The organism is Glycomyces sp. NPDC047010, assembly GCF_040644205.1.
Lineage (GTDB): Bacteria > Actinomycetota > Actinomycetes > Mycobacteriales > Micromonosporaceae > Glycomyces.
The window spans coordinates 271,119-291,668 of sequence record NZ_JBEYVY010000005.1; the positions used below are offsets into that span (position 1 = coordinate 271,119).

9 protein-coding genes and 1 tRNA gene are annotated in these 20,550 nt (G+C 66.3%); 6 read left to right on the plus strand and 4 right to left on the minus strand.

The features are described 5' to 3' along the window. Positions 1-306: 306 nt before the first annotated feature. Positions 307-495: a hypothetical protein gene (locus AB0A65_RS12625; protein ID WP_359950600.1), complete on the minus strand. Its 189-nt coding sequence runs from the start codon at positions 493-495 to the stop codon at positions 307-309. 481 nt (positions 496-976) lie between these two features. Between AB0A65_RS12625 and AB0A65_RS12630 the strand changes: the two genes are divergently transcribed. From AB0A65_RS12630 to AB0A65_RS12650, 5 genes are all read left to right on the plus strand, one after another. Then, positions 977-6,916: a LamG domain-containing protein gene (locus tag AB0A65_RS12630; protein WP_359950602.1), complete on the plus strand. Its 5,940-nt coding sequence runs from the start codon at positions 977-979 to the stop codon at positions 6,914-6,916. Positions 6,917-6,951: 35 nt separating this feature from the next. After that, on the plus strand, positions 6,952-13,623 hold the full coding sequence (locus tag AB0A65_RS12635) for an RHS repeat-associated core domain-containing protein (RefSeq protein ID WP_359950604.1): 6,672 nt from the start codon (positions 6,952-6,954) through the stop codon (positions 13,621-13,623). A 6-nt stretch (positions 13,624-13,629) separates the two neighbouring features. Further along, positions 13,630-14,097 (plus strand): hypothetical protein, encoded by a 468-nt coding sequence (locus tag AB0A65_RS12640; protein WP_359950606.1) that lies wholly within the window; start codon positions 13,630-13,632, stop codon positions 14,095-14,097. 82 nt (positions 14,098-14,179) lie between these two features. Then, on the plus strand, positions 14,180-15,877 hold the full coding sequence (locus AB0A65_RS12645; RefSeq protein ID WP_359950608.1) for a hypothetical protein: 1,698 nt from the start codon (positions 14,180-14,182) through the stop codon (positions 15,875-15,877). An 87-nt stretch (positions 15,878-15,964) separates the two neighbouring features. Further along, positions 15,965-16,234 carry a hypothetical protein gene (locus AB0A65_RS12650; protein ID WP_359950610.1) on the plus strand — a complete coding sequence of 90 codons (270 nt, stop codon included), beginning with the start codon at positions 15,965-15,967 and terminating at the stop codon, positions 16,232-16,234. 17 nt (positions 16,235-16,251) lie between these two features. Here AB0A65_RS12650 and AB0A65_RS12655 read toward each other — a convergent pair whose 3' ends face one another. From AB0A65_RS12655 to AB0A65_RS12665, 3 genes are all read right to left on the minus strand, one after another. Beyond that, the gene (locus AB0A65_RS12655; protein WP_359950612.1) at positions 16,252-16,647 is read right to left on the minus strand and encodes a hypothetical protein; all 396 of its coding nucleotides are present in this window, start codon (positions 16,645-16,647) and stop codon (positions 16,252-16,254) included. A 1,214-nt stretch (positions 16,648-17,861) separates the two neighbouring features. After that, positions 17,862-17,937 (minus strand) — tRNA-Arg (locus AB0A65_RS12660). Positions 17,938-17,951: 14 nt separating this feature from the next. After that, positions 17,952-19,709 (minus strand): glycerol-3-phosphate dehydrogenase/oxidase, encoded by a 1,758-nt coding sequence (locus tag AB0A65_RS12665; protein ID WP_359950614.1) that lies wholly within the window; start codon positions 19,707-19,709, stop codon positions 17,952-17,954. 70 nt (positions 19,710-19,779) lie between these two features. On the opposite strand from AB0A65_RS12665, the gene AB0A65_RS12670 reads away from it, so the two are divergent. Beyond that, complete coding sequence (locus AB0A65_RS12670; protein ID WP_359950616.1) at positions 19,780-20,529, plus strand: hypothetical protein; 750 nt, start codon at positions 19,780-19,782, stop codon at positions 20,527-20,529. The last annotated feature ends 21 nt before the right edge of the window (positions 20,530-20,550 follow it).

Sequence of the window (20,550 nt, forward strand, 5' to 3'; positions counted from 1 at the left end):
TCCAGGAAAGGGAGGTCTCCGAGCGTTTCGGAAGCGGCTGTCGCCGGGGTGGGATGGTGCCCCGTTTGGTCGCTTATTCGAACACATTGACGCAGGTCGTCGCCCTGCGCGAGCGGTTGGAACGCCGATTGAGCGCGCCGATCGCCCAAGTTGCGTCCAGTCCCTCCTCCGCAGAGGAGCCGCACCGCCCGCGCTCGCTGCACCAGCGCCTGACTCCAACGCAGATCAATGCCCTGGTGACGGCCTATCGCGCTGGCGTACGACAGCCGGTGCTAGCCGAGCGATACGGCATCGGCCTGACCAGTGTCAAGAAGCTGATCCGCCAGGCTCGCCAGTCGGCTCTTGCTCGATGATCGCCGGATTGCCGCCATCGGATTCGGCGACTTGTTCCTCGGCGAGCTGCTTGGCGGCCACGTCGAGTACGACCTGTGCGAATAGCCGTACATCGATAGGCCTGCGCCACTCGACCCCGACGATGACCGGCTCGTGCTTCATGCTGCCCATGAATGAGGATTACCAGTACTTCGAACCAACGGTGGACAGCAACGCCGAGGCGGCCTCCTCCGGAGGCTTGACAGATCTTGCGAGTCGAGGCACTCGATCATTATGTGTCATGGATCACTATATTTGAGCAAGCCGGTCGGCCTGGGCTATCCGTACTGCGGGAAGGGCCCTCCGTTCGAGAATTTCGGGTGGCGCGACGGTGCGGGATTCGGACTCATCTGTATGGATTGTCCATATTGCGCGATTGACCGATTGTGGTCGCTTGTTGACAGTCGGGTCGGTGATGGATAGTGTCACGCACGGTTGCGGGTTGAAAACGCCTACATCCACCTCCCCGGTTGACTAACTGAATGCGGTACCACCCATGCCACATAACCCCCACGCTCCCCTCACCGTGTCTGCAACGCCTGGTCCGAGGCGGGTTGCTCTGCGTTCTGGAGTCTTGTCTATTGCGGCGGCTCTGGTCGGTTCGATGCTGCTGGTGGAGCCTGCTGCCGCCGAGATCGCGCCGGATTGCAGTGGGGTCGATGAGGCCGGTTTCGTCGTCGGTTCCGAGGCTGAGGCGTTGGATCTGGCGGCTGCTTGTGATCGTCCGGTAGAGGTGGATTCGCTGCGGGATGAGGCTGCCAAGTTCACGGCCGAGGCCGATGGGTCGATCACGGCGGAGGTGTACGCGTCTCCGCAGTGGACCACGGACGCGGGCGGGGCGTGGATCGACATCAACCCTGCTCTCGTGGTTGGTGATGAGGGTCTGGTCCAGGCGGCTGCGGTTCCGGGGGATCTCGTAGTGTCCTCGGGCGGGGACGCACAGCCGTTGGCGAGCTTGACGACTGAGTCGGGCGAGACGCTGGACTTGTGGTGGCCCGAGGTGCTGCCGGCCCCGGTCGTGGAGGGGCCGCAGGCCCGGTATGCCGAAGTGATCGCCGGGGTCGATCTCGTGGTCGAGGCTGGTGCGACCGGGTTCGCCTACCGGCTTGAGGTCAAGACCGCCGAGGCTGCCCAGGATCCGGCGCTCGAGCAGATCGAGGTCGCGCTCGGCGGGACGCTGGAGGTGACGCAGGATTCGGGCAGTGGTGCACTCACTGCGACCGATCCGTCTACCGGGGAAGCGGTCCTGACGGCGTCGAACGCGCTGATGTGGGACGCCTCGGTTCCGGCCTCGGCAGATGTTCCAGCGGCGGGACCGACGCAGTTCTTCGCTGAGGCGCTCGCTGAGACCGACACTGGTTCGGATGCTGACCCTGGTGACCCGGGCCGGGTAGAGCACATGGCGCTCGCCCTCGACGGCGACGCGTTGACGATCACGCCCGATGCGGCGATGCTGGCTGATCCGGAGACGGTGTTCCCGGTGGTGCTCGACCCGTCGTTCGAGTCGACGAACTGGGCGTGGGCGACGGTCGGCAGCGATGCCTATGCCGACACGACCTGGTGGGACGACGCGGCCTGGCCGCGCTCGGGCGGCCTGCGTATGGGCTTCAACGGCTGGGCCGCCCCTGGCGAAGAGGGCTATGGCGTGTGGCGGTCGATGATCCGCTTCGACCTGCGCTCGCTTGAGTACGCCACCGTCAATTCGGCCGTGATGTCGCTCGACATCAAACACACCGGCGGCTGCAACTCCTACCCGCTGGAGCTGTGGCAGACGAACATCGTCACCAAGGGCACGACGCCCACCTCGTGGAACTCGACGGCGGGAAACTGGCTGCACGGCGCGCCGCTGGACACCCAGACCGTCGAGAGCGCCAACGCCTCAGGCGGTTGCAGCCAGGTGTATCCGGTCCGGTCGGTCGACTTCGCCTCGGAGGATCTGACCTACCACGTCAACCGGCACGCCAACGAGCCCTACCAGTCGATCACCCTCGGATTGCGGGCCTCTGACGAAACGAACCGGGAGCAGTGGTTCCGCGCCGACGTGGCCACGGCCCACCTGACGATCTCGTACATGCCGACGATGGCGGTGCCCTCGGACCTGACGATGGACGGCATCAACTGCCTCGCCCCGGAGGGCGCGCGGGTGACCGGATCGCAGCCGACCCTGTCGGCGATCCCGCACTTCTCTGATGCGGCCTCAACGGCGGGCTTCGAGGTCCGCGACGCCTCCGGTACGACTGTCGTGCAGCATGTCAGTGCTTCTCCGGCCATGTCCGGCCAGGCCTACACCTGGCAGGTGGAGACGGCCCTGCCCGACGGCACGTACGAGGTACGGGCGCGGACGACGACTTCGGATCAGGCGACGAACAGGTACACCACCTGGTGCTCGTTCGCGGTCGACTCCACCCTCGATGCGATCGAGGAGGTTTCAGTAACTACTCTGACCTGCCCGTTCGACACCACCGGGCTCGACCCGGCCACGGACACACTCGAGGCAGAGACCGAGGGCGGGGCGCTCCTGCTGGCCGAGGCGTGCGGCATGGGCGTCGTCGTGACCGGACTCCAGGACTACAGCACCCGAGTGATCGCCAACCCGGAGGGGACTCTGACCGCCGAGGCCGGCGCGGTGCCGACCTGGGCGCCGGACGCCGAGGGCACCTGGACCGACGTCGACACCGCCTTCACCGAAACGGTCGACGGTGCGATCACCACGACCGCGGCCGTCTCCGACATCACCATCTCCTCGGGCGGGACGGACCCGTTCGTGACCGCCACGTCCCCTGAAGGCGGCTCGATCGCCCTGTCGTGGCCGACTGCACTGCCGGCCCCCGTCATCGATGGCGACACGGCCACCTACGCCGAAGTCCTCCCCGGTGTTGACTTGCAGGTGTCCTCGAGCGCGGACGGGTTCACCTACGCGCTCGTCGTCAAGACCGCCGAAGCGGCCCAGAACCCCGCACTCGCGTCGATCGAACTCGGGATCGAATCCGAAGGCCTGACCGTCGCGCAGGATGCGACGACCGGTGAGATCACCGCGACCGACACCGCCGGAGAGGTCGTGTTCTCCGCGCCTGCGGCGTACATGTGGGACGCCTCGGTCGTCCCCGACCCGGCGGCCGAGATGGCAGCGGCGGAATCGTTCGCTGCGGCCGAGGAGGAGGTCCCCGACACGGTGTTGGGCGAGGACGACACGATGCCGGGCCTGTACGCCCCGGTCGAGGTCGACTTGAGTTCGACCACGCTCACCGTGACCCCCGACGCGGCGCTGCTTGCCAGCGATGAAGCGCAGTTCCCGATCACCATCGACCCGCCGTTCGTCGGCAAGCGGCAGGCGTGGGCGAACATCTTCGCGTCGCGACCGGGCTCGTCGTGGACGAACGACAAGGACTGGCCCCGATCCGGCGGCATGCGAGTCGGCCTCAACATCTGGGCGAGCTGCGCTCCGGATGCGTGCGGGCTATGGCGGTCGGTGGTCCGATTCGGGATCGGCGACCTCGAGGACCGCGACATTCTGACCGCGAAGGTCGCCATGACCCAGACCCACACCGGCAGCTGCGGCTCCACCAGCATGGAGCTGTGGGAGGTCGACCGGAAACTGTCGAACGGCACGCACTGGAACTCGATCACGAGCGCCACCAGCGAGCATTTGCAGACTAAATCGGTGGCCTCGTCGAATACGACCGGCTGCTCGACCGACTACCCCGACCGCGATGTCAACTTCGACGGCTCGGACATCAAGACCGAACTGCAGGAGAACGTCAACGCTGGCCGGGACTGGATGTCGTTCATGGTCCGTGCCTCCGATGAGGGTGACCCGTACTCATGGCGGCGCATCGACATCAAGTCGGTTGAACTCCAGGTCACCTACAACCGGCCCGCCACGGTGCCGACTAGTTTGCAGACCAACCTGAAGAGCTGCGTCACCTCCGGCTGGACGGCCGCTCCGTGGACTTCGGAGATCCAGCCCCAACTGTCGGGTGTCCCTCATGATGCGGACGGCAAGACCGGCGCGAAGTTCGAGGTGCGCCGCAACGGCTCGAACTCCAACATTCTCACCTGGGCCACCACCCGCAACCAGACCGACAACGTCCGCATCCCCTGGACGGTGCCGAAACAGTACGCGCTAGGGACCGGAGAGTACCGGTGGCGGATGGCGTCCTTGGATGACTACAAGAACGGGACTGACAGCGCTTTCAGCTCCTGGTGCTATTTCCGTGTCGACACCACCGCGCCGACTCCGCCGAAGGTCGAACTGGTCAGCCCCGCCGACCCCCAGGCGGGGGATACGGTTACGTTCAAGCTCACGGCCACGGACTCGCATTCGGGACTCGCGTCGTTCGCGTACGGCGTGGACACCGAGGCGCTCGGCGCCCCGGTCACGGCGACCGGAGGAACGGCGACCATCGAGGTCACTGCACCCGCAGAGGGCGGCCGGGTGTGGCTGTGGGTGAAAGCCCTCGATAAGGCCGGCAACCCTTCGCAGTTCACGCAGGCCGACTTCTATGCGCCCTTGAACTCCGGGCTCCAGCCGGTCGCGGCATGGCGACTCGACGGCGACGGGTTCGATGACGTCAGCGCCGTCGACGTCAACGGAGGTGCCGCGAACCTGGACCTCGGACTCGGCCGCACTTCGGGCTGGGTCGAATCGGAGGGACAGGCGCCCCCGGGGCAGGCGATGCTGTTCGGCGGCTCGGACTGCGTCTCCACCGCCGGGCCGGCCGTGAACACCAGCGCCCAGTACACCGTGGCCGCCTGGGTCCGGCTCGACCAGGCCGACACCAACATCCGCACGATCTTCTCCCAATCGGGTACCAAGGGCACCGGGTTCGCGCTGCGCTACCGCGGCACCTCGGCAGAGTGGGACCTGATGCTGACCCACGCCGACGACGGCAACGGCAACAACGTCACCCGCGCGGCCTCCACGACCGACCCCGTAGTAGGGGAGTGGACCCACCTGGCGGCGACGGTCGACCCAGGGGCGAAGGTGATCCAACTGTGGGTCAACGGCGTCCTCGAAGCGACCCGATCGTTCACGCATGAGGCGTGGAACGCGACCGGACCGATCAACATCGGCTGCTCGGGGTCCACGAGCCCGTACAAGCAGTTCGGGTACTTCATCGGCGCCGTCCAGCACGCCGGGATCTGGACCGGCCTCATGACCGGAACTCAGGTCCAGTCGGTGATGGCCGGAGGTCTCTCGGCAGGAATCGCGGGTGAGTGGCTCTTGCGCGGGAACGGTACCGACACCTCGATGCAGGCCAACCACATGACCGTCCCGACCTCTGGCGCGAACTGGGTCGAGGACCAATGGGGTCGTACCGCGTCCGCGATCGACCTCGACGGCACCTCCTGCGTCACCGCTGGTGACGCTGTCCAAAACCGCTCCGATGCGTCGTTCTCGGTGGGAGCATGGGCGAAGGTCGATGCGGTGACCGGCGCGGAGCAGTTGGTCCTCGCCGAAGGCGACGACGCGCGAAGCAAGTTCAAACTCATGCTCGGCGCAAACGGTAGCTGGTCGTTCACGGTCAGTGTGCCCAACGGAACCGGCGCGACCTGGCAGTCAGCCACGGCCACCGCGTCCGCGGTCCCTGGGACCTGGGTGCACCTCATCGGCGTCTACGACCTCGCCGCGAAGCAGGTGCGCCTCTATGTCGACGGTGCGCTTGTCGCCACCGGAACCGCTTCGGGGACAGCTGAACCGGGGTACGGAAAGATCAACATCGGATGCGGTGCCAATTCCTCGGGCACGGCTGCCGGCGGGAAGTTCACCGGGGCGATTTCAACGGTGCAGCTCTGGCGTGGTGCGTTGACATCTGACCAGGCCGCAGATGTACATGGTGGGAATCCCGCGGTCCAGCGTGTCGGTAACTGGACGTTGGACTACCGGAACCTGGTCGACCTGCAGAAGGGAAACAACCTGACGGTCACGGGGACTTCGGGCGCTGACTTTAGGTGGGCGAAGGGCGTCACTGGCCGCACGAATGGTGCCCTGGAGTTCCTCAACACCAGCGTCACTCCGCGCGGTTGGGCGCAGTCGGCAGGCCCGGTGGTGGCCACCGACGCCTCGTTCACGATCGCGACCCGTGTGTACGTCAACCAAAGGGCGAACGCGCCGGAGTATCAGACGATCCTTTCCCAAGGTGGTCAGAACAGGGTTGGGTTCAACCTGAACTACCACACGAACCAGACCACTGGGGTGGGGCACTTCCAGTTCGCGATGCCTTCGGCTGACGTCGCTGGCGGCGTGACTTGGTCCAGTATCCAGTCGTCCGAGGAGATTGCGACCAACAAGTGGTATCACGTAGCGGTCGTGGTCAACATCCCGGCGGGGACGATGACGATGTACGTCGATGGCGGCAAGTCGGTGACAGGAGCCTGCACCGCGACCCCTTGGAATGCTGCAGGACCGCTGTACTTGGGGGTTTATGGACGTGCGAGCGGAGGCTTGGTCCAACCTTTCAACGGCCTGATTGACAGCGTCGAAGCCTGGACCTCCACTCTCGACCCGGACCGCATCAACGACCTGTCCCCCTCCGGCGCCTGACCCCACCTCGCCCCTCTTTCTTGGAGTAGACGACCATGATTCGCCTTCGGCCGTCCCTGTCCGCTGACGGCACCTGGCTGCGCGACAAGCGGCTCGAGCCGCGCGCGGCAGTGCGCTTCGCGATCGCGGTGACCGGTATTGCCGCGCTCGGAGCAGGCTTGCTCGCTGCCGCGCCGCTCATGCCCGAGTACGGCTCTCCCACGGCCGAGATCGAGGCCGAGAGGCCGGTCGCGGCCGAGGACTGGGAACCCGGGGACGCGGAATGGTCCGACCCGTCTGCTGACCAGCGGTGGGCCCCCGGAGACGACCCCGGGGAGGTCGCGGCGGCGCTGACAGTGGAAGCGACCGGCGGCGCGGCTGCCGTGCCGCTGAAGGACGAGACAGTGGCGACCTTGGGGATCAGCGGGTTCGCCCTTGAGGTCGCTGCGGCAGGGCCCGGCGCCCGAGTCGACGTCGATTACGGTGACGCAGAGGCGGCCTTCAACCCCGGTTGGGACGAACGCGCGAGTGTGCTCAGGCTGCCTGGGTGTGCGCTGACCACGCCAGAGATCGACGGCTGCCTGGATGCCGAGAGCGTCGAGGCTGACTTCGACACGCAGAACGACACCATTGCGGTCGATCTGGCGCAGGCCGATCTCCCAACCGCGAGTGCTGCCGAATCGATGGTGCTCGCAGTTGCCTCGACCGCTTCGGACACCTCGACCGGGGACTTCTCGGCGACCAAACTGGAGTCCATCGGGTCGTGGGAGGCCGGTTCGAACACCGGCGCGTTCACCTACTCGGTGCCGATCAGCGTGCCCCCGGCTGAGGGCCCGGTCCCGGAGATCACCCTCGCCTACAACTCGGCGCTCCATGACGGGCGCACCTCGGGCAAGAACAACCAGGCGTCCTGGGTCGGTGACGGCTGGACGTACGAGCCTGGGTACATCGAACGCACCTACACCGCCTGCTACGACGACACCGGTTCGGGCGCGAACAACGGCGAGGACGACTTCACCGCCGACCAGTGCTGGGACGGGGAGTCGAACCACATCACGGTCTCCCTCAACGGTGTCAACGCCACGCTCCTGAAGGATGACGACTCCGGCACCTGGTATGTCGATTCCGGCCAGGCATGGAAGATCGAGCCGCTCGGCGCAACCGCCACCGGCTCGTCGGCGACCAGCGAGCACTGGAAGATCACCACCGAAGACGGCAGCGCCTACACCTTCGGCTCCACCACCGGCTCGCGACTGACGGTCCCCGTGTTCGGCAACCACACCGGCGAACCCTGTCACGCGAGCGAGTTCAAGGACTCCGACTGCGCCCAGACCTACCGGTGGCTCATCGACAAGGCCGTCGACACCACCGGGAACATGGCCCGCTACACCTACACCACGAAGACCGGCGCCTACGGTGCCGCCGGTGACGAGGACAACCGAACCACCTACGGCCGCGAAGCCTACCTCTCCACCATCGAATACGGCCTGCGCGAGGGCGACGCCTCAATCGCCGCGACCGGAAAGATCGTCTTCACCGTCACCGACCGGTGCCAAGGCGACTGCTACAACGCCGAGAACGAACCCATCGAGACGGCCTGGCCCGAGACCCCCTGGGACCTGCACTGCGCCGAAGCGCCCTGCACCACCCAGTTCTCCCCGGTGTTCTTCGACACCAAGCGCTTGACGAGCATCACCACTCAGGTGCGCACCGGCTCGACCTGGCGGGACGTCGACCAGTGGAGCCTGGACTACGAGTTCAAGACCTACGGGTCGGAGAACCAGGTCGTGCTGTGGCTCAAATCGATCCAGCAGACCGGCAAGACCGGCACCGACATCGCCCTGCCCAAGCTCGAATTCGGTGGGTACGCCCTCGCCAACCGTGTCGAGGCCGCCGACCGGATCCAGCTGTGGCGCTGGAGGTTGTCCTCGATCAAGACTGAGACCGGCGCCGTCATCTCCATCGGCTACTCCGAACCAGACTGCACCACCCTGCCGTCCAAGACCGAGAACACCCACCGGTGCTTCCCCGTTCTGTCCAAACCCCGCGGTCAAGCCGAGACCGTCGAAGACTGGTTCCACAAGTACGTCGTCACCGAGGTCACCCAGACCGACCCCATCGCCCAGACACCATCGGTGTCGACCTACTACGAGTACGCGACCACCGGATCCAGCACCGGCGTGTTGTGGGCGTGGGACGACTCTGCCCACACCCGTAAACCCGAGCGCACCTACAACCAGTGGAGGGGCTTCGCTCAAGTCACCACCCGCCTCGGCGACGCTGCCGCAGGCCCGCAAGCGGTGACCGCGACCCGGTTCTACCGCGGACTCGACGCCCAGCCCCTGCCGAGCGGCGGCGAACGCGACGTCAATCTCACCAGCATCGACGGCACCACCGTCGCCGACCACGAAGCGCTCTCTGGCGAGGTCTTCGAAGAGGTGACTTACAACGGCACCCAGATCATCCAAGGCGCCCTAACCCGCTACTGGACCTCCAAGGCCGCCAGCCAGGACCACGACGGCGGCGCGTACGACGCCTGGCGCACCGGGCCCTCCCGCGAGGACACCCGCCGTTGGCTCACCGGCGACACCTGGCAGCGCACCCGCACCGACACCACTTACGACGCGCTCGGCCGGCCCACAGCCGTCAGCGCCCACGGCGACACCGCCGAAACCGGCGACGAGACGTGCAAGCGCACCTGGTACACCGACGCGACCACCGCGAACATCTACAACCTGCCTTCCCGAGACGAGATGGTCGACCACCTCTGCGACGCCACCGCGAGCGGTCCCGGCGACATCCTCACCGCCAACCGGTACTACTACGACAACCACACCGGCCTCGACGACGACCCTGTCGACGGCCTGCTCACCCGCACGGCCATCCTCGACTCCTGGCCCGCAGGCGGCACCGCCCGCTACATCGACACGACCATCAATACCTATGACGCGCTCGGCCGCGTCACCGAGAGCGTCGACGCCGCCGGCCTGTCCACGACCACCGCTTACGTCCCGAGCGGCGCGGGCCCGGTTACCCAGAAGACCACCAGCAACGACGCCGGGCACGCCACCGTTACCCTCCTCGACCCCGCCTGGGGCGTCGAAACCAAGATCACCGACCCCAACCAGCGCATCACCGAGATCGCCTACGACGCACTCGGGCGCACCACCAGCGTGTGGCAACCCGGCCGCACTCGGACCACCGAGACCGCTTCACGCACGTTCGCCTACAACGTCTCCAACACCGCACCCTCGACCGTCACCACCGAAGAGCTCGGCCCCAACGAGAACTACATCACCACCATCGAGCTCTACGACTCGCTACTGCGGCCCCTCCAGACGCAGACCGACACCATCGAGAACGGCCGCCTGCTCACCCTCAACCGCTACGACACCCACGGCCGCATCGAGGAGACCCGCGGACCCGACTACAACACCGACGCCCCCTCCGGCACGCTCGCCGTCGTCGAACGCGGCGCTTCCTCCAACCGCGTCGAGACCACCTACGACGCCGCCGGACGCCCCACCGTCCAGGCGCAGTTCCGCGGCGGCGAGGAACTGTGGCGCACCACCACCGCCTACGGCGGCTCGGCCGAGGGCTTCCAGATCACGGTCACCCCGCCCGAGGGCGGCACCGCGACCGCCACCCTCGAAGACGCCTTCGAGCGCACCGCCGAAGTGCGCACCTTCCACTCAGGAACGCCTTCGGGCGGGTACGACACCCTCGTCTACGACTACGACCCCCTCGGGAAGATCACCGAGATCACCGACGGCGTCGGCAATACCTGGTCATGGGGCTACGACCTCCAAGGCCGCACCATCACCTCGACCCACCCCGACTCCGGCACCACCCTGGTCGAGTACAACGACGCCGGCCAGATCACCGCCATCGACGACGCCAGAGAAGAGACCGGCCAGCAAGCCCCCGGTGAACTCACCATCGAACTCTCATACGACGACCTCGGCCGCCTGGCCGAACGCCGCGACGGCACCGGGACCCTCTTGGCGTCCTGGACCTACGACACCGCAGAAGGCGGCATCGGCCTCCTCGCCACCTCGACCCGCCACATCGGCAACGACGTCTACACCGAAACCGTCACCTACTACGACGAAGGAGGCCGTGTCGGCGAAACCGAGATCGCCATCCCCGACTCCGAAGGCGGCCTCGCCGGGTACTACTACGTCTCCCAGGCCTACCACGACAACGGACAGCTGTCCGGTCGCGGCTACTCACCGGTCGGCGGGATCGGCGTCCAGGACCTGTTCTACTCCTACGACGAAGTCGGCAACCAGACCCGGCTGCTGTCCAACATCGACGGCGACGCCGTCGCCGTCGTCGACGACGCCACCTACACCCCCTACGGCGAGATCCAGACCCGGCGCCTGAACTCCTCCTACAACAACAAGTTCGCCTACCAGGGCTACGACTACGAAGAGACCACCCGACGCCTCGAACGGTTCACCTTCGACCACCAGACCACCGACCCCACCGTCGCCGACCTCCACTACACCTACGACGACGCCGGCAACATCCAGTCCGTCGCCGACCTGCCCGCCGACGATGCGAACCGGTGGGAGACCCAGTGCTTCAACTACGACGGCCAGCAGCGCATCACCGAAGCCTGGGCACAAGAAGGCGACACCGCGTGCGCCGCCACCGGCGACGATGCCGTGCTCGGCGGCCCGGCGATGTACCACAACACCTACACCTACGACGCCTCCGGCAACCGCGCCACCGACTCGCTCCTGCTGACCGGTCACGGAGGCGGCACCCGCACCTACACCTACCCCACGCCCGGCAGCATCCAGGCTCACGCCCCCACGCAGGTTGCTTCGGCTGACGGCACGTTCGACTACTTCACCTACGACGCGGCCGGGAACCTCCTTTCGCGCGACACCGGCGGCAGCCTCACCACCTTCGAATGGAACGCCGAGGGCCACAACACCGCCGCCAGCAACGGCGACCTGCAGACCCGCATGGTCTATGACGCTGACGGCGCCCGCGTCATCCGCGACGACGGCGACACCGCCACGCTCTACCTCCCTGACACCGAGATCGTCTGGGACAAGGAAGCCGGCACTCTCGACGCGACCCGATACATCCAGCACGCCGGATCCGTGATCGCCGCCTGCAAGGGCAACTCGATGGATCTGTGGCGCTGGGTCGGGGCCGACCCGCACGGCACCGCCACCCACTCGGTCAACGCCGTCTCGCACTCCGGTGAGAACGTCCGGTATTTCGACCCCTTCGGCCTGAACCGAGGCGAACGCAACGGGGAATGGTTCGGACAGCAAGGCTATGTCGGCGCCACCGAAGACCCGACCGGGCTCCTCCAGATGGGCGCCCGAACCTACGACCCTCTCTTCGGGCGCTTCATCGAAGTCGACCCGCTCCTGGTCGCCAACGACAAGCAGCAGCTCACCGGCTACGTATACGCCGCCAACAACCCCATCGGCCTGTCCGACTCCACCGGCATGTTCTGGGGCCTAGACGACATCGGCGAAGCCGCCGGTGACGCCTGGGGATCGGTCAAGGACGCCGCCGGAGCCGCATGGGAGGCCACCAGCGACTTCGCCGTTGACGTCTGGAACGGCGAGTACAACGCTGAGATCGGCGGCATCCTCGCCGGTGCAGCAGTCATCGCCGGATGCGCGGCTATCGGCGTCGCCACCCTCGGCATCGGTGGCCTCCTCTGTGCCGCTGGAGCTGGCGCCATCGCCGGCGGTGTCACCTCCGCCTGGAACGGCAACGACACCGACCAAGTCATCCACGACAGCCTTGTCGGCGCCGCCTGGGGCGTCGCAGGCTGGGGTGTCGGCTGGGCCCTCTCCCGACTCGCCGCCCCCGCCGCAGGCTCCGTCGCCGACGACCTTCTTCCGGACAACGCGATTTCGAATCCGGGGAGAGGTACTTCTAACAACGGCGGTACAGCAGGGGCCACTTCCTGCAACAGCTTCGTCCCCGGAACCTCTGTAGTCATGGCTGACGGGACCGCAAAGCCAATTGAAGAAGTGGCTGCCGGTGACTACGTACTTGCTACGAATATGGAGACCGGTGACACTGAACCGGCGGAAGTCGCCGAAGCGACGCTAACCCCGGAATCTGAACGAGAGCTGGTTTCGGTAGAACTGGCGGCGACGGAAGGTGGCGCTCAAGGCGACCGGATCGAGGCGACTGCAGGGCACTCGTTCTGGGCGGCGCCCCCGGGATCGAACCCGGAGGTTGATGGATCTGCGCAGTGGACGCCCGCCCGGAATCTTGAGGTCGGATCCTGGCTAAGGAATGGCGCGGGGACCTGGGGGCAAGTCTCAGGAATCCAGGCGTACGGCGGCATTACTGAAGCCAGGAATCTTGCGATATCCGGGCTACACACATACTATGTCAGCGACGGTGAATCTAATGCTTTGGTTCACAACTGCGGTTTGACTTCGTATCTCTCCAAGAAGTTCACGAAGTTCATGAGCAACCTGAAGGGGGCTCGGAAACCGCTGGGGCGCGGGCATACCGGAAAGTGGATTCCGACAACCAAGGATGAATATATTGCCCTTACTGAGGCAATTCTGAATCCGCGTCGAGGATTCCTTGTGCCTCTCAGGAAGGGTATGACAGATGCTCGATGGCATCAGCGCAATGGATGGGTCAAAATGGGTCAGATAATTCGAGGAGTCGAGATCCACTACGTATACAACCCAAGGACCGGACAGATCGACGATTTCAAGATTAAGTGAGTCGGGATGTTGCTTAGGGCTTCTTCGAAGAAATACAAGAGTCGCTACATTTCAAAGTTCCGCGACGAGCGAGAGCTGCGGAAGCGCGATTTCATGCAAGTTGGCGGTGAATACATCGCGTTTGGAATGGTTTGGATCGAGGATGAGCTGGAGGTGATTGTCGACAAGGGATCGGGTCGGCGTTCCGAGATCGTATCGGCGAGTATTTCGCTGTTTGAGGTAGTCGATCCTCGGGTTCCTTCAGATTGGTACTTCGAAAGAATTGGCCCTGAAGATCCTGGGGGCACCCCCGAAGTATTCAAGGAAGACCCAGTCGACGAGATGATCTACCATGCCCCGGATGCTGTAATGGGGTACTACGAACTCGTCTACTCCCCGCTCCATCGGCCCGGGCTCTTCTTCGGATATGAGGCTGAGATTGCGGTTTTTCGGCAGAGGGAGCGGCAACTCGCCGATTTCTATGCCAGGGGGTGACGAAACTGAATTACTCAGATGAAGCTCTCACTGAGCTGGAGGGCGTTGATTGGGGGATCCACTGGCGGGTGCGGGTCGCAACGTGGACGTGCTCGCCGTCGCGGTTTTGATCGTGGTGGTCGCTGCGGGGCTCGGCGGGTTGGGTTTGGTTTCGGCCTTTCCTCTTATGTTGATGGTCGTGGTTGCCCTCCTGGTGGCCTTGGGAGGACGATTGGCGCGCCGTCGGGCGCCAGACTCCGGCTGGCCTGCGGCGATGGATCGGCCTCGGCCCGGTCGGAAGGCGTCCATGACGCTTCTGCCGTTTCGCGACGGCCTTGACGGAGTCTCGTCCCCCTTCGCAGCATCGCGATTGGCCTGGTATTTCGAGGCCGCCGCTGACGAGAACGATGCCGAGGGTGCGCTCGAGGAGCTGCTTTCCCCAGGCCCCAAGGCCTGGCTGGAACTCGATCCGGCGATCCGCAACTGGACCCGATTTCGCCACCATGGCACCGACCTCGCCCGAGCCGGCGAACCCATCCCCAGGACGCCGTTGGGGTTGGCGCTGTCCTTGGCCTCGGGGGACGGATTCCGGAGAGCTGAGGTACTACAGCATCCGGGCGTGAACGAGCATCCGGTGCTCTACCCGCTGGTGCTCATCCGCGCGGTTGACCATGTCCCGCAGATTCGGGCGCTCGCCGCTGCCCTGCTGCCCCGGCTCATCGCCGCAAGTGATTTCGAGGCGTTCGCCACGATGCTCACTGTGGGCTGTCGCCTGCGCCATCGGGTGGATGCGGCTCCGACGCTCAACCTGGTGCTCGCCGCGCTCGGTGAGCGTGCTGACGACGATCTGCTTTCGATCCTCGCCAGATCGGACGGGCGGTCTGCTCGGTGGGCGGGGCAGGCGCTGATCAGTGAACGGCGGCTGCTGGCACTGCAACTGTCGGCGATCGCGACTGGCAGGTTCGACGACCGGTTGCAAGAACGCTGTGCAGAAACCCTCGCCGAACAAGCCTTGTCGCAGCGCAACCCCGACCTATTGCGGCCGCTGCTCCAGGCCCGCTCGGCTCGTGTGCGAACGTCGGCGCTCACGGGTTTGATCCGCCTCGATCAGTTCGACGGGATCGAGGCATTCCTCACCGATCGCAGCGGCTCTGTCCGCGCCACCGCCGAGTGGGGTCTACGCCGGTCAGGCCAAGACCCTGCCATCCGGTACCGCGAATTGCTGCAAACGTCGCTGTGCTCACCCAAGCTTGTCATCCAAGGATTGGGTGAATGCGGCCAGCGGGCCGATGCCGCTCTGGTGGTGCCGTTCCTCGAAGACCCGCGGCCGCAGACCAGGGCGGCGGCCGTCAACGCGCTCAGACGCCTCGGGGCCGAACTCGACCTCTTCCGGCTTCTGCGTGACCCAGCGCCGTCGGTGACGCGTGCGGTGGCGGCCTATCTGGTGGAACAGCGGGTACTCCCGCCAGTCGAGACCCTCCGCGAACTCGTCCAAGGAAGTCAGCCCCGGCATATCCGCAGGTCGGCGGCAACGCTTCTTCGCGAACACGGGATCTGGCATCGCATCTGGGTCGGCTTGGCCCTGTATGACGACCCCGACACGAAACTGTCCTTGGATGGCTTGTCCGGGCTGGACTACCTGTGTCGCGATCAAGTCGCTTCCATCAACGCACCGATCGACGACCAGCTCCGCCTGGACCTTCAGGCGCTTATTCAGTCCCGCTCGAACAGGATGCACCTCGACACTCGGCAGACCCTGCAGTGGCTCATCGAGACCGCCCGACCAGTGGCGCCGAGCTAACGGGCCCCAGAAGTGTTAATTGCACGACCCAGGACCGATTCGCCTTAAAGAGAGTAAGGTTTGCATATCTGCCTGTTTGGTCCCCGTTTGGTCGCCTATTCGAATACATTGACGCAGGTAGTCGCCCTGCACGAGGCGCTGGAACGGCGGTTGAGTGCCCCGATCGGCGAAGTTGCGTCCAGTCCCTCCTCCGCAGAGGAGCCGCACCGCCCGCGCTCGCTGCACCAGCGCCTGACTCCAACGCAGATCAATGCCCTGGTGACGGCCTATCGCGCTGGCGTACGACAGCCGGTGCTAGCCGAGCGATACGGCATCGGCCTGACCAGCGTCAAGAAGTTGATCCGCTCCGCCTCGTAGAGGTGGAGCGGAGACGGTTACTTCTTGTAGTAGTAGGCGAAGACGGCCTTGTGTTGGTCGGTCCAGAACTTGAGCCGGTCCTGCTTCGGTTTGAGCAGGCCCAACTCGATCGCTTCCTTGTAGAAGCCGGGGCCGACGTCGTTCTGGTTGAGGTAATAGACGAGCGAGGAGATCATGAACCGCTGACCTGTCTCCTGTATGTGCTCCTTCGAAATCTCGCCGAGGAGCTGACCCATCGCGAATCGGTCGGCGTCTTGGTCGAAGTCGAACCCGAGCCCGATTCGGCGCTCGAGGACGGCGTTGAGTTCGGTGTAGCTGGTGAAGTTACCGAGCTTGGCGCGCTCGATCAGGAACACTCGCCCAGCTTCAAGGAGCCTGGACCAGTCCTCATCGTCTCGCCCGAACTTGGGCATGGCGTGACCTTCCGTCGAGGGGTCCGCGCGGGCCAGTCCGCGCGTCGAGGAAACCACGTTACCGCTGGCGCCGACACAACTCCATCGGAGGTGACGCCGATGGGAACAGGTCGAGACGACCGCGACGAGACCGGGCCTTTCATGCTCGAAACGTCCAACTCGACACTCCAATCGGCGGTTCGCGTCCACATAGACGACTCGGATGAAACCGAGCCTTTGAGCGCTTGCGGTCAACCAAACCGCTCATCGACAATGGAGCTTCCCAAATCTCTGTGACTGTGGTAACATCCACGGACCGCTTTCGATGGGAACCCCTCCATGGCAAAGACACCTTCGTCGCGACCGGTCGACCGCTACTGCGTGCAGTGCGAGGCTCTGGTGCTGTTCCCTGACTGGACTGCCTGCAAATACTGCGGCGGCAGACTGACCGCTAACAGACCACTGCGCGGAGCCTCGTCTCGAGCAGGCACGCTTGAGCGGAAGCAGCGCGCCGCGCGCGAACGGAACTCGGGTGGCGGAGCAAAGTCGGTCCGAATCCAGTCGGGCAGTCGGGCCATTGCCGTGGCTCGACGGGCGCCGAGCGGCCCGGCCTCGCCATTCTGCGAGCTATGCGGGAATCGCGCGAAGAAGAACAGTGCGCGCTGCCGGCCCTGCGAAGGCAAGCCAGGGGCGGCTAAGCAGTCCCAGCCCAATGCTGTCGCTCGACCAGCGAGTCGGAAGCAGCGTGCTCAAGCGCGGAAGACTACCCAGTACGCCAAAACCGAGCGCGAGATCCGGAAATCGGGTCGATGTGAATGCTGCGGATTGAACGCCAAGACCGGACGGCAGCACTGCGCAAGATGTACCGACCTGCTCCGTTCCGGAGTTCGTGCCACTACGGTCCAGGTCTCTGCTCCACGGAAGCCGCCACGCTCGGAACGTAGGACCACGGGTCTCATCAAGACTCGCACCTACACCCCGCCTGAAAACGACCCTCGGATCACCAATGACTACGCGAAGGGGATGCGGGGAAGGCCAGCTGGCGAGTTCGGGGATTGAACTCCGCACCGCGCTGCTCCGGTCGGTGTTCTCGGAGTCGAGAGTCCTGCGGTCGAGATCGACTACACAGACAACGGCAGTGTACTTAGGCCGATGAGGATGGCCGCCCGTCCCGAGGGATCGAACGTCAGGTTGCCAGGGAATGCCAGAGAGATACATTCCCATATTTACAATTTTGGTGCCCCAGGCAGGATTCGAACCTGCGACGCACGGTTTAGGAAACCGACGCTCTATCCCCTGAGCTACTGGGGCGACGGAAGCCGAGTCTAGCCGATCGGCCGGAGGCGGGCGAGGCGGCGCAGGTCGACCGCGGCGAGGCGGGCGGTCTCGGCGGCGTCGTCGTCGGGCTGCTGCTGGGACCGGCGCTCGGCGGCGACGCGGTGGACGTACGTCTCGACTTCGAGGGCCTGGCGGGCCTCGTCCCAGCCGAGGACCGCGCCCGCGAGGGACGCGGCGTCCTCGGCGGCGCGGGCGCCGCGGTCGAAGGTCTCGATGGAGAGGCGCAGGCGCCGGGTGAGGATGTCGTCGAGGTGCAGCGCCCCTTCTGCGCGGGCGGCGTAGACGACCTCGGCGCGCAGGTAGTGCTCGCCGCGCGCGAGCGGGCGGCCCAGCTGGGGCTGCTCGGCGACCATGCGCAGGAGCTGCGGCGTGAGGTTCCCGTGGCGGCGCAGCAGGTGCTCGATGACGGGGAGCGCGAGGCCGCTGCGGGATGCCATTCGTTGGCGAGCGTTCCAGTACGTTGCGAAGCCGTCAGCTCCCAGGAGCGGGAGTCGTCGCGTGCCGCTGGGCGGGACGTCCGGGCCGAGGCTCACGGCCGCGGCGTCGATCGCGTCCTTCGCCATGATCCGGTATGTGGTGAGCTTCCCGCCCGCCACGAAGAACAGCCCCGGCTCAGGCTCGAACACGGCGTGCTCGCGGCTGAGCTTCGACGTCTCCTCGGTCTCGCCGCGCAGCAGCGGCCGCAGTCCGGCGTAGACGCCCTCTACTTGGGACACGTCGAGTCGGCGGCCGAGGACCTCGCTTGCCTGCTGGAGCAGGTACGCGACGTCGCTCGCCGACGCGGCCGGGTGGGCCGGGTCGAGACGCCATTCGGTGTCGGTGGTCCCGATGAGCCAGTGGCCGTCCCACGGGATGATGAACAGGACGCTCCACTTCGTGCGCGAGATGATCCCCGCCGACCCCTCGATCGCCGAACCGGGGAGCACCAGGTGGACGCCCTTGGACGCCTGCACCGCCAGGCCCGGCCGCTCCGGGAGCATCCGGGCGAGCTCGTCGGACCACACGCCCGCCGCGCAGACCACGGTGCGCGCCTTGACGAACCGCTGCGTCCCCGTCTCGACGTCGAGCACTTCGACGCCGGTGATCCGCCCGTCCCGGCGCCCGAACCCGACCGCCTGCGCCGAGGGCACGACGGCCGCGCCGAGCGACGCGGCCGTGCGGGCGAGGGCCACGACCAGGCGGGCGTCGTCCACCTGCGCGTCGTAGTACCGGATCGCGCCGTGGATGCCCTGGTCCAGGTCGGGGAAGGCTTGCAGCGCACCGGAACGCGACAGGTGCCGGTGCCACGGCAGGCCGCCGCGGCCGCGGCCCGCACCGAGCGCTGTAGCCAGTACGTCATAGGCCGCGACGCCCGCGCCGTAGTAAGCCCGCTCCCAGACCCCTTTGAGCGGCAGCAGGAAAGGCACAGGCCGGACCAGGTGCGGGGCGAGCGTCCCGGCGAGGAGCCCGCGCTCGGTGAGCGCCTCGCGGACGAGACCCAGCTCCAACTGCTCCAGGTACCGCAGCCCGCCGTGGACGAGCTTGCTTGACCGCGACGAGGTCCCCGCGGCGAAGTCGCGCGCCTCCACCAGAGCCGTCCGCAGGCCCCGCGAAGCCGCGTCGAGGGCCGCCCCCGCGCCCGTGGCGCCGCCGCCCACGACGACCACATCGAACGATTCGGAGGAGAGCCGCTCCAGGTCGGAGCGCCGCCGCTCGGGGGAGAGGCGGCCGGCCTGCGATCGGGACCAGGACACGGGCGTGCGCATGGGGTTCACGATACGGGCAGCGAGCTGGGCTGACACCCGTCTCCGAGTACGAGACGCGTAAATTGGAAGGGTGAGCACGAATGCCCCTGCGCGCCCAGACAAGCTCACCGTCTTCGCCCGGTTCGTACAGTTCAAACTGAAGGTCCCGGTCCTCGTCGCGGTGTGCGCCTCCATTCCCGCCGTTTTTCTCACGGTCTGGACCGACGGCGGTTTCGCCTTGGCGGGCAAGGCGATCGGCTGGGCCGCCGGGGCGGTGCTGTGGTTCGAGTCGGTGGTCCTGCTCCTCGCCGCCGAGCACAAGCGCGAATGGCTGTGGCGCCACAAGTGGATGCTCCTGGTCTGCGTGCTCACCGTCGTCAGCCTCGTCCTCGCCGCGGGCGGCGCCCAGGTGCTGCGCCTCGCCTACCTGGTCGGGACGATCCGGGCCCTGCGCGCCAAGCGGATCTTCGACGCCGCGGGCATCCTCGCCCGCCGCCTCAGCCTCGGCCTGTGGTGGAAGTCCGGCCTGTTCACCGGCGCGGGCGTCGTCGCCGCCGGGATCGCCGCGGTGCTCCTGTTCGACCCCGACGCCGAGTACCAGGAGCTCCTGCACTGGTTCGACGCGAACCTGCGGCTTCTGCCGATCCTCCTCGCGGGCGCCGTGCTCGCCGTCGCCACCTGGTTCTTCGTGCGCAGCCGCACCGCCGCCCGCCGCGCAGTGCGCGACGCGGGCGTCCTGGTCCCCGAGCAGCGCGCGCCCACCGACGCCGTGGAAGCCGTCGTGGAAACCGTCGCGCCGTCCTCGCTGCCCTCCCCCGTGCCCTCTGAATCCGGCCCCTGACCGGCCCTCCGATCGTCCTTC

Excerpts from the sequence above, each read along its gene's own strand:
- AB0A65_RS12625 (WP_359950600.1), bottom strand. The coding sequence starts at position 495 with ATGAAGCACGAGCCGGTCATCGTCGGGGTCGAGTGGCGCAGGCCTATC.
- AB0A65_RS12630 (WP_359950602.1), top strand. The coding sequence starts at position 977 with ATGCTGCTGGTGGAGCCTGCTGCCGCCGAGATCGCGCCGGATTGCAGT.
- AB0A65_RS12635 (WP_359950604.1), top strand. The coding sequence starts at position 6,952 with ATGATTCGCCTTCGGCCGTCCCTGTCCGCTGACGGCACCTGGCTGCGC.
- AB0A65_RS12640 (WP_359950606.1), top strand. The coding sequence starts at position 13,630 with ATGTTGCTTAGGGCTTCTTCGAAGAAATACAAGAGTCGCTACATTTCA.
- AB0A65_RS12655 (WP_359950612.1), bottom strand. The coding sequence starts at position 16,647 with ATGCCCAAGTTCGGGCGAGACGATGAGGACTGGTCCAGGCTCCTTGAA.
- AB0A65_RS12665 (WP_359950614.1), bottom strand. The coding sequence starts at position 19,709 with ATGCGCACGCCCGTGTCCTGGTCCCGATCGCAGGCCGGCCGCCTCTCC.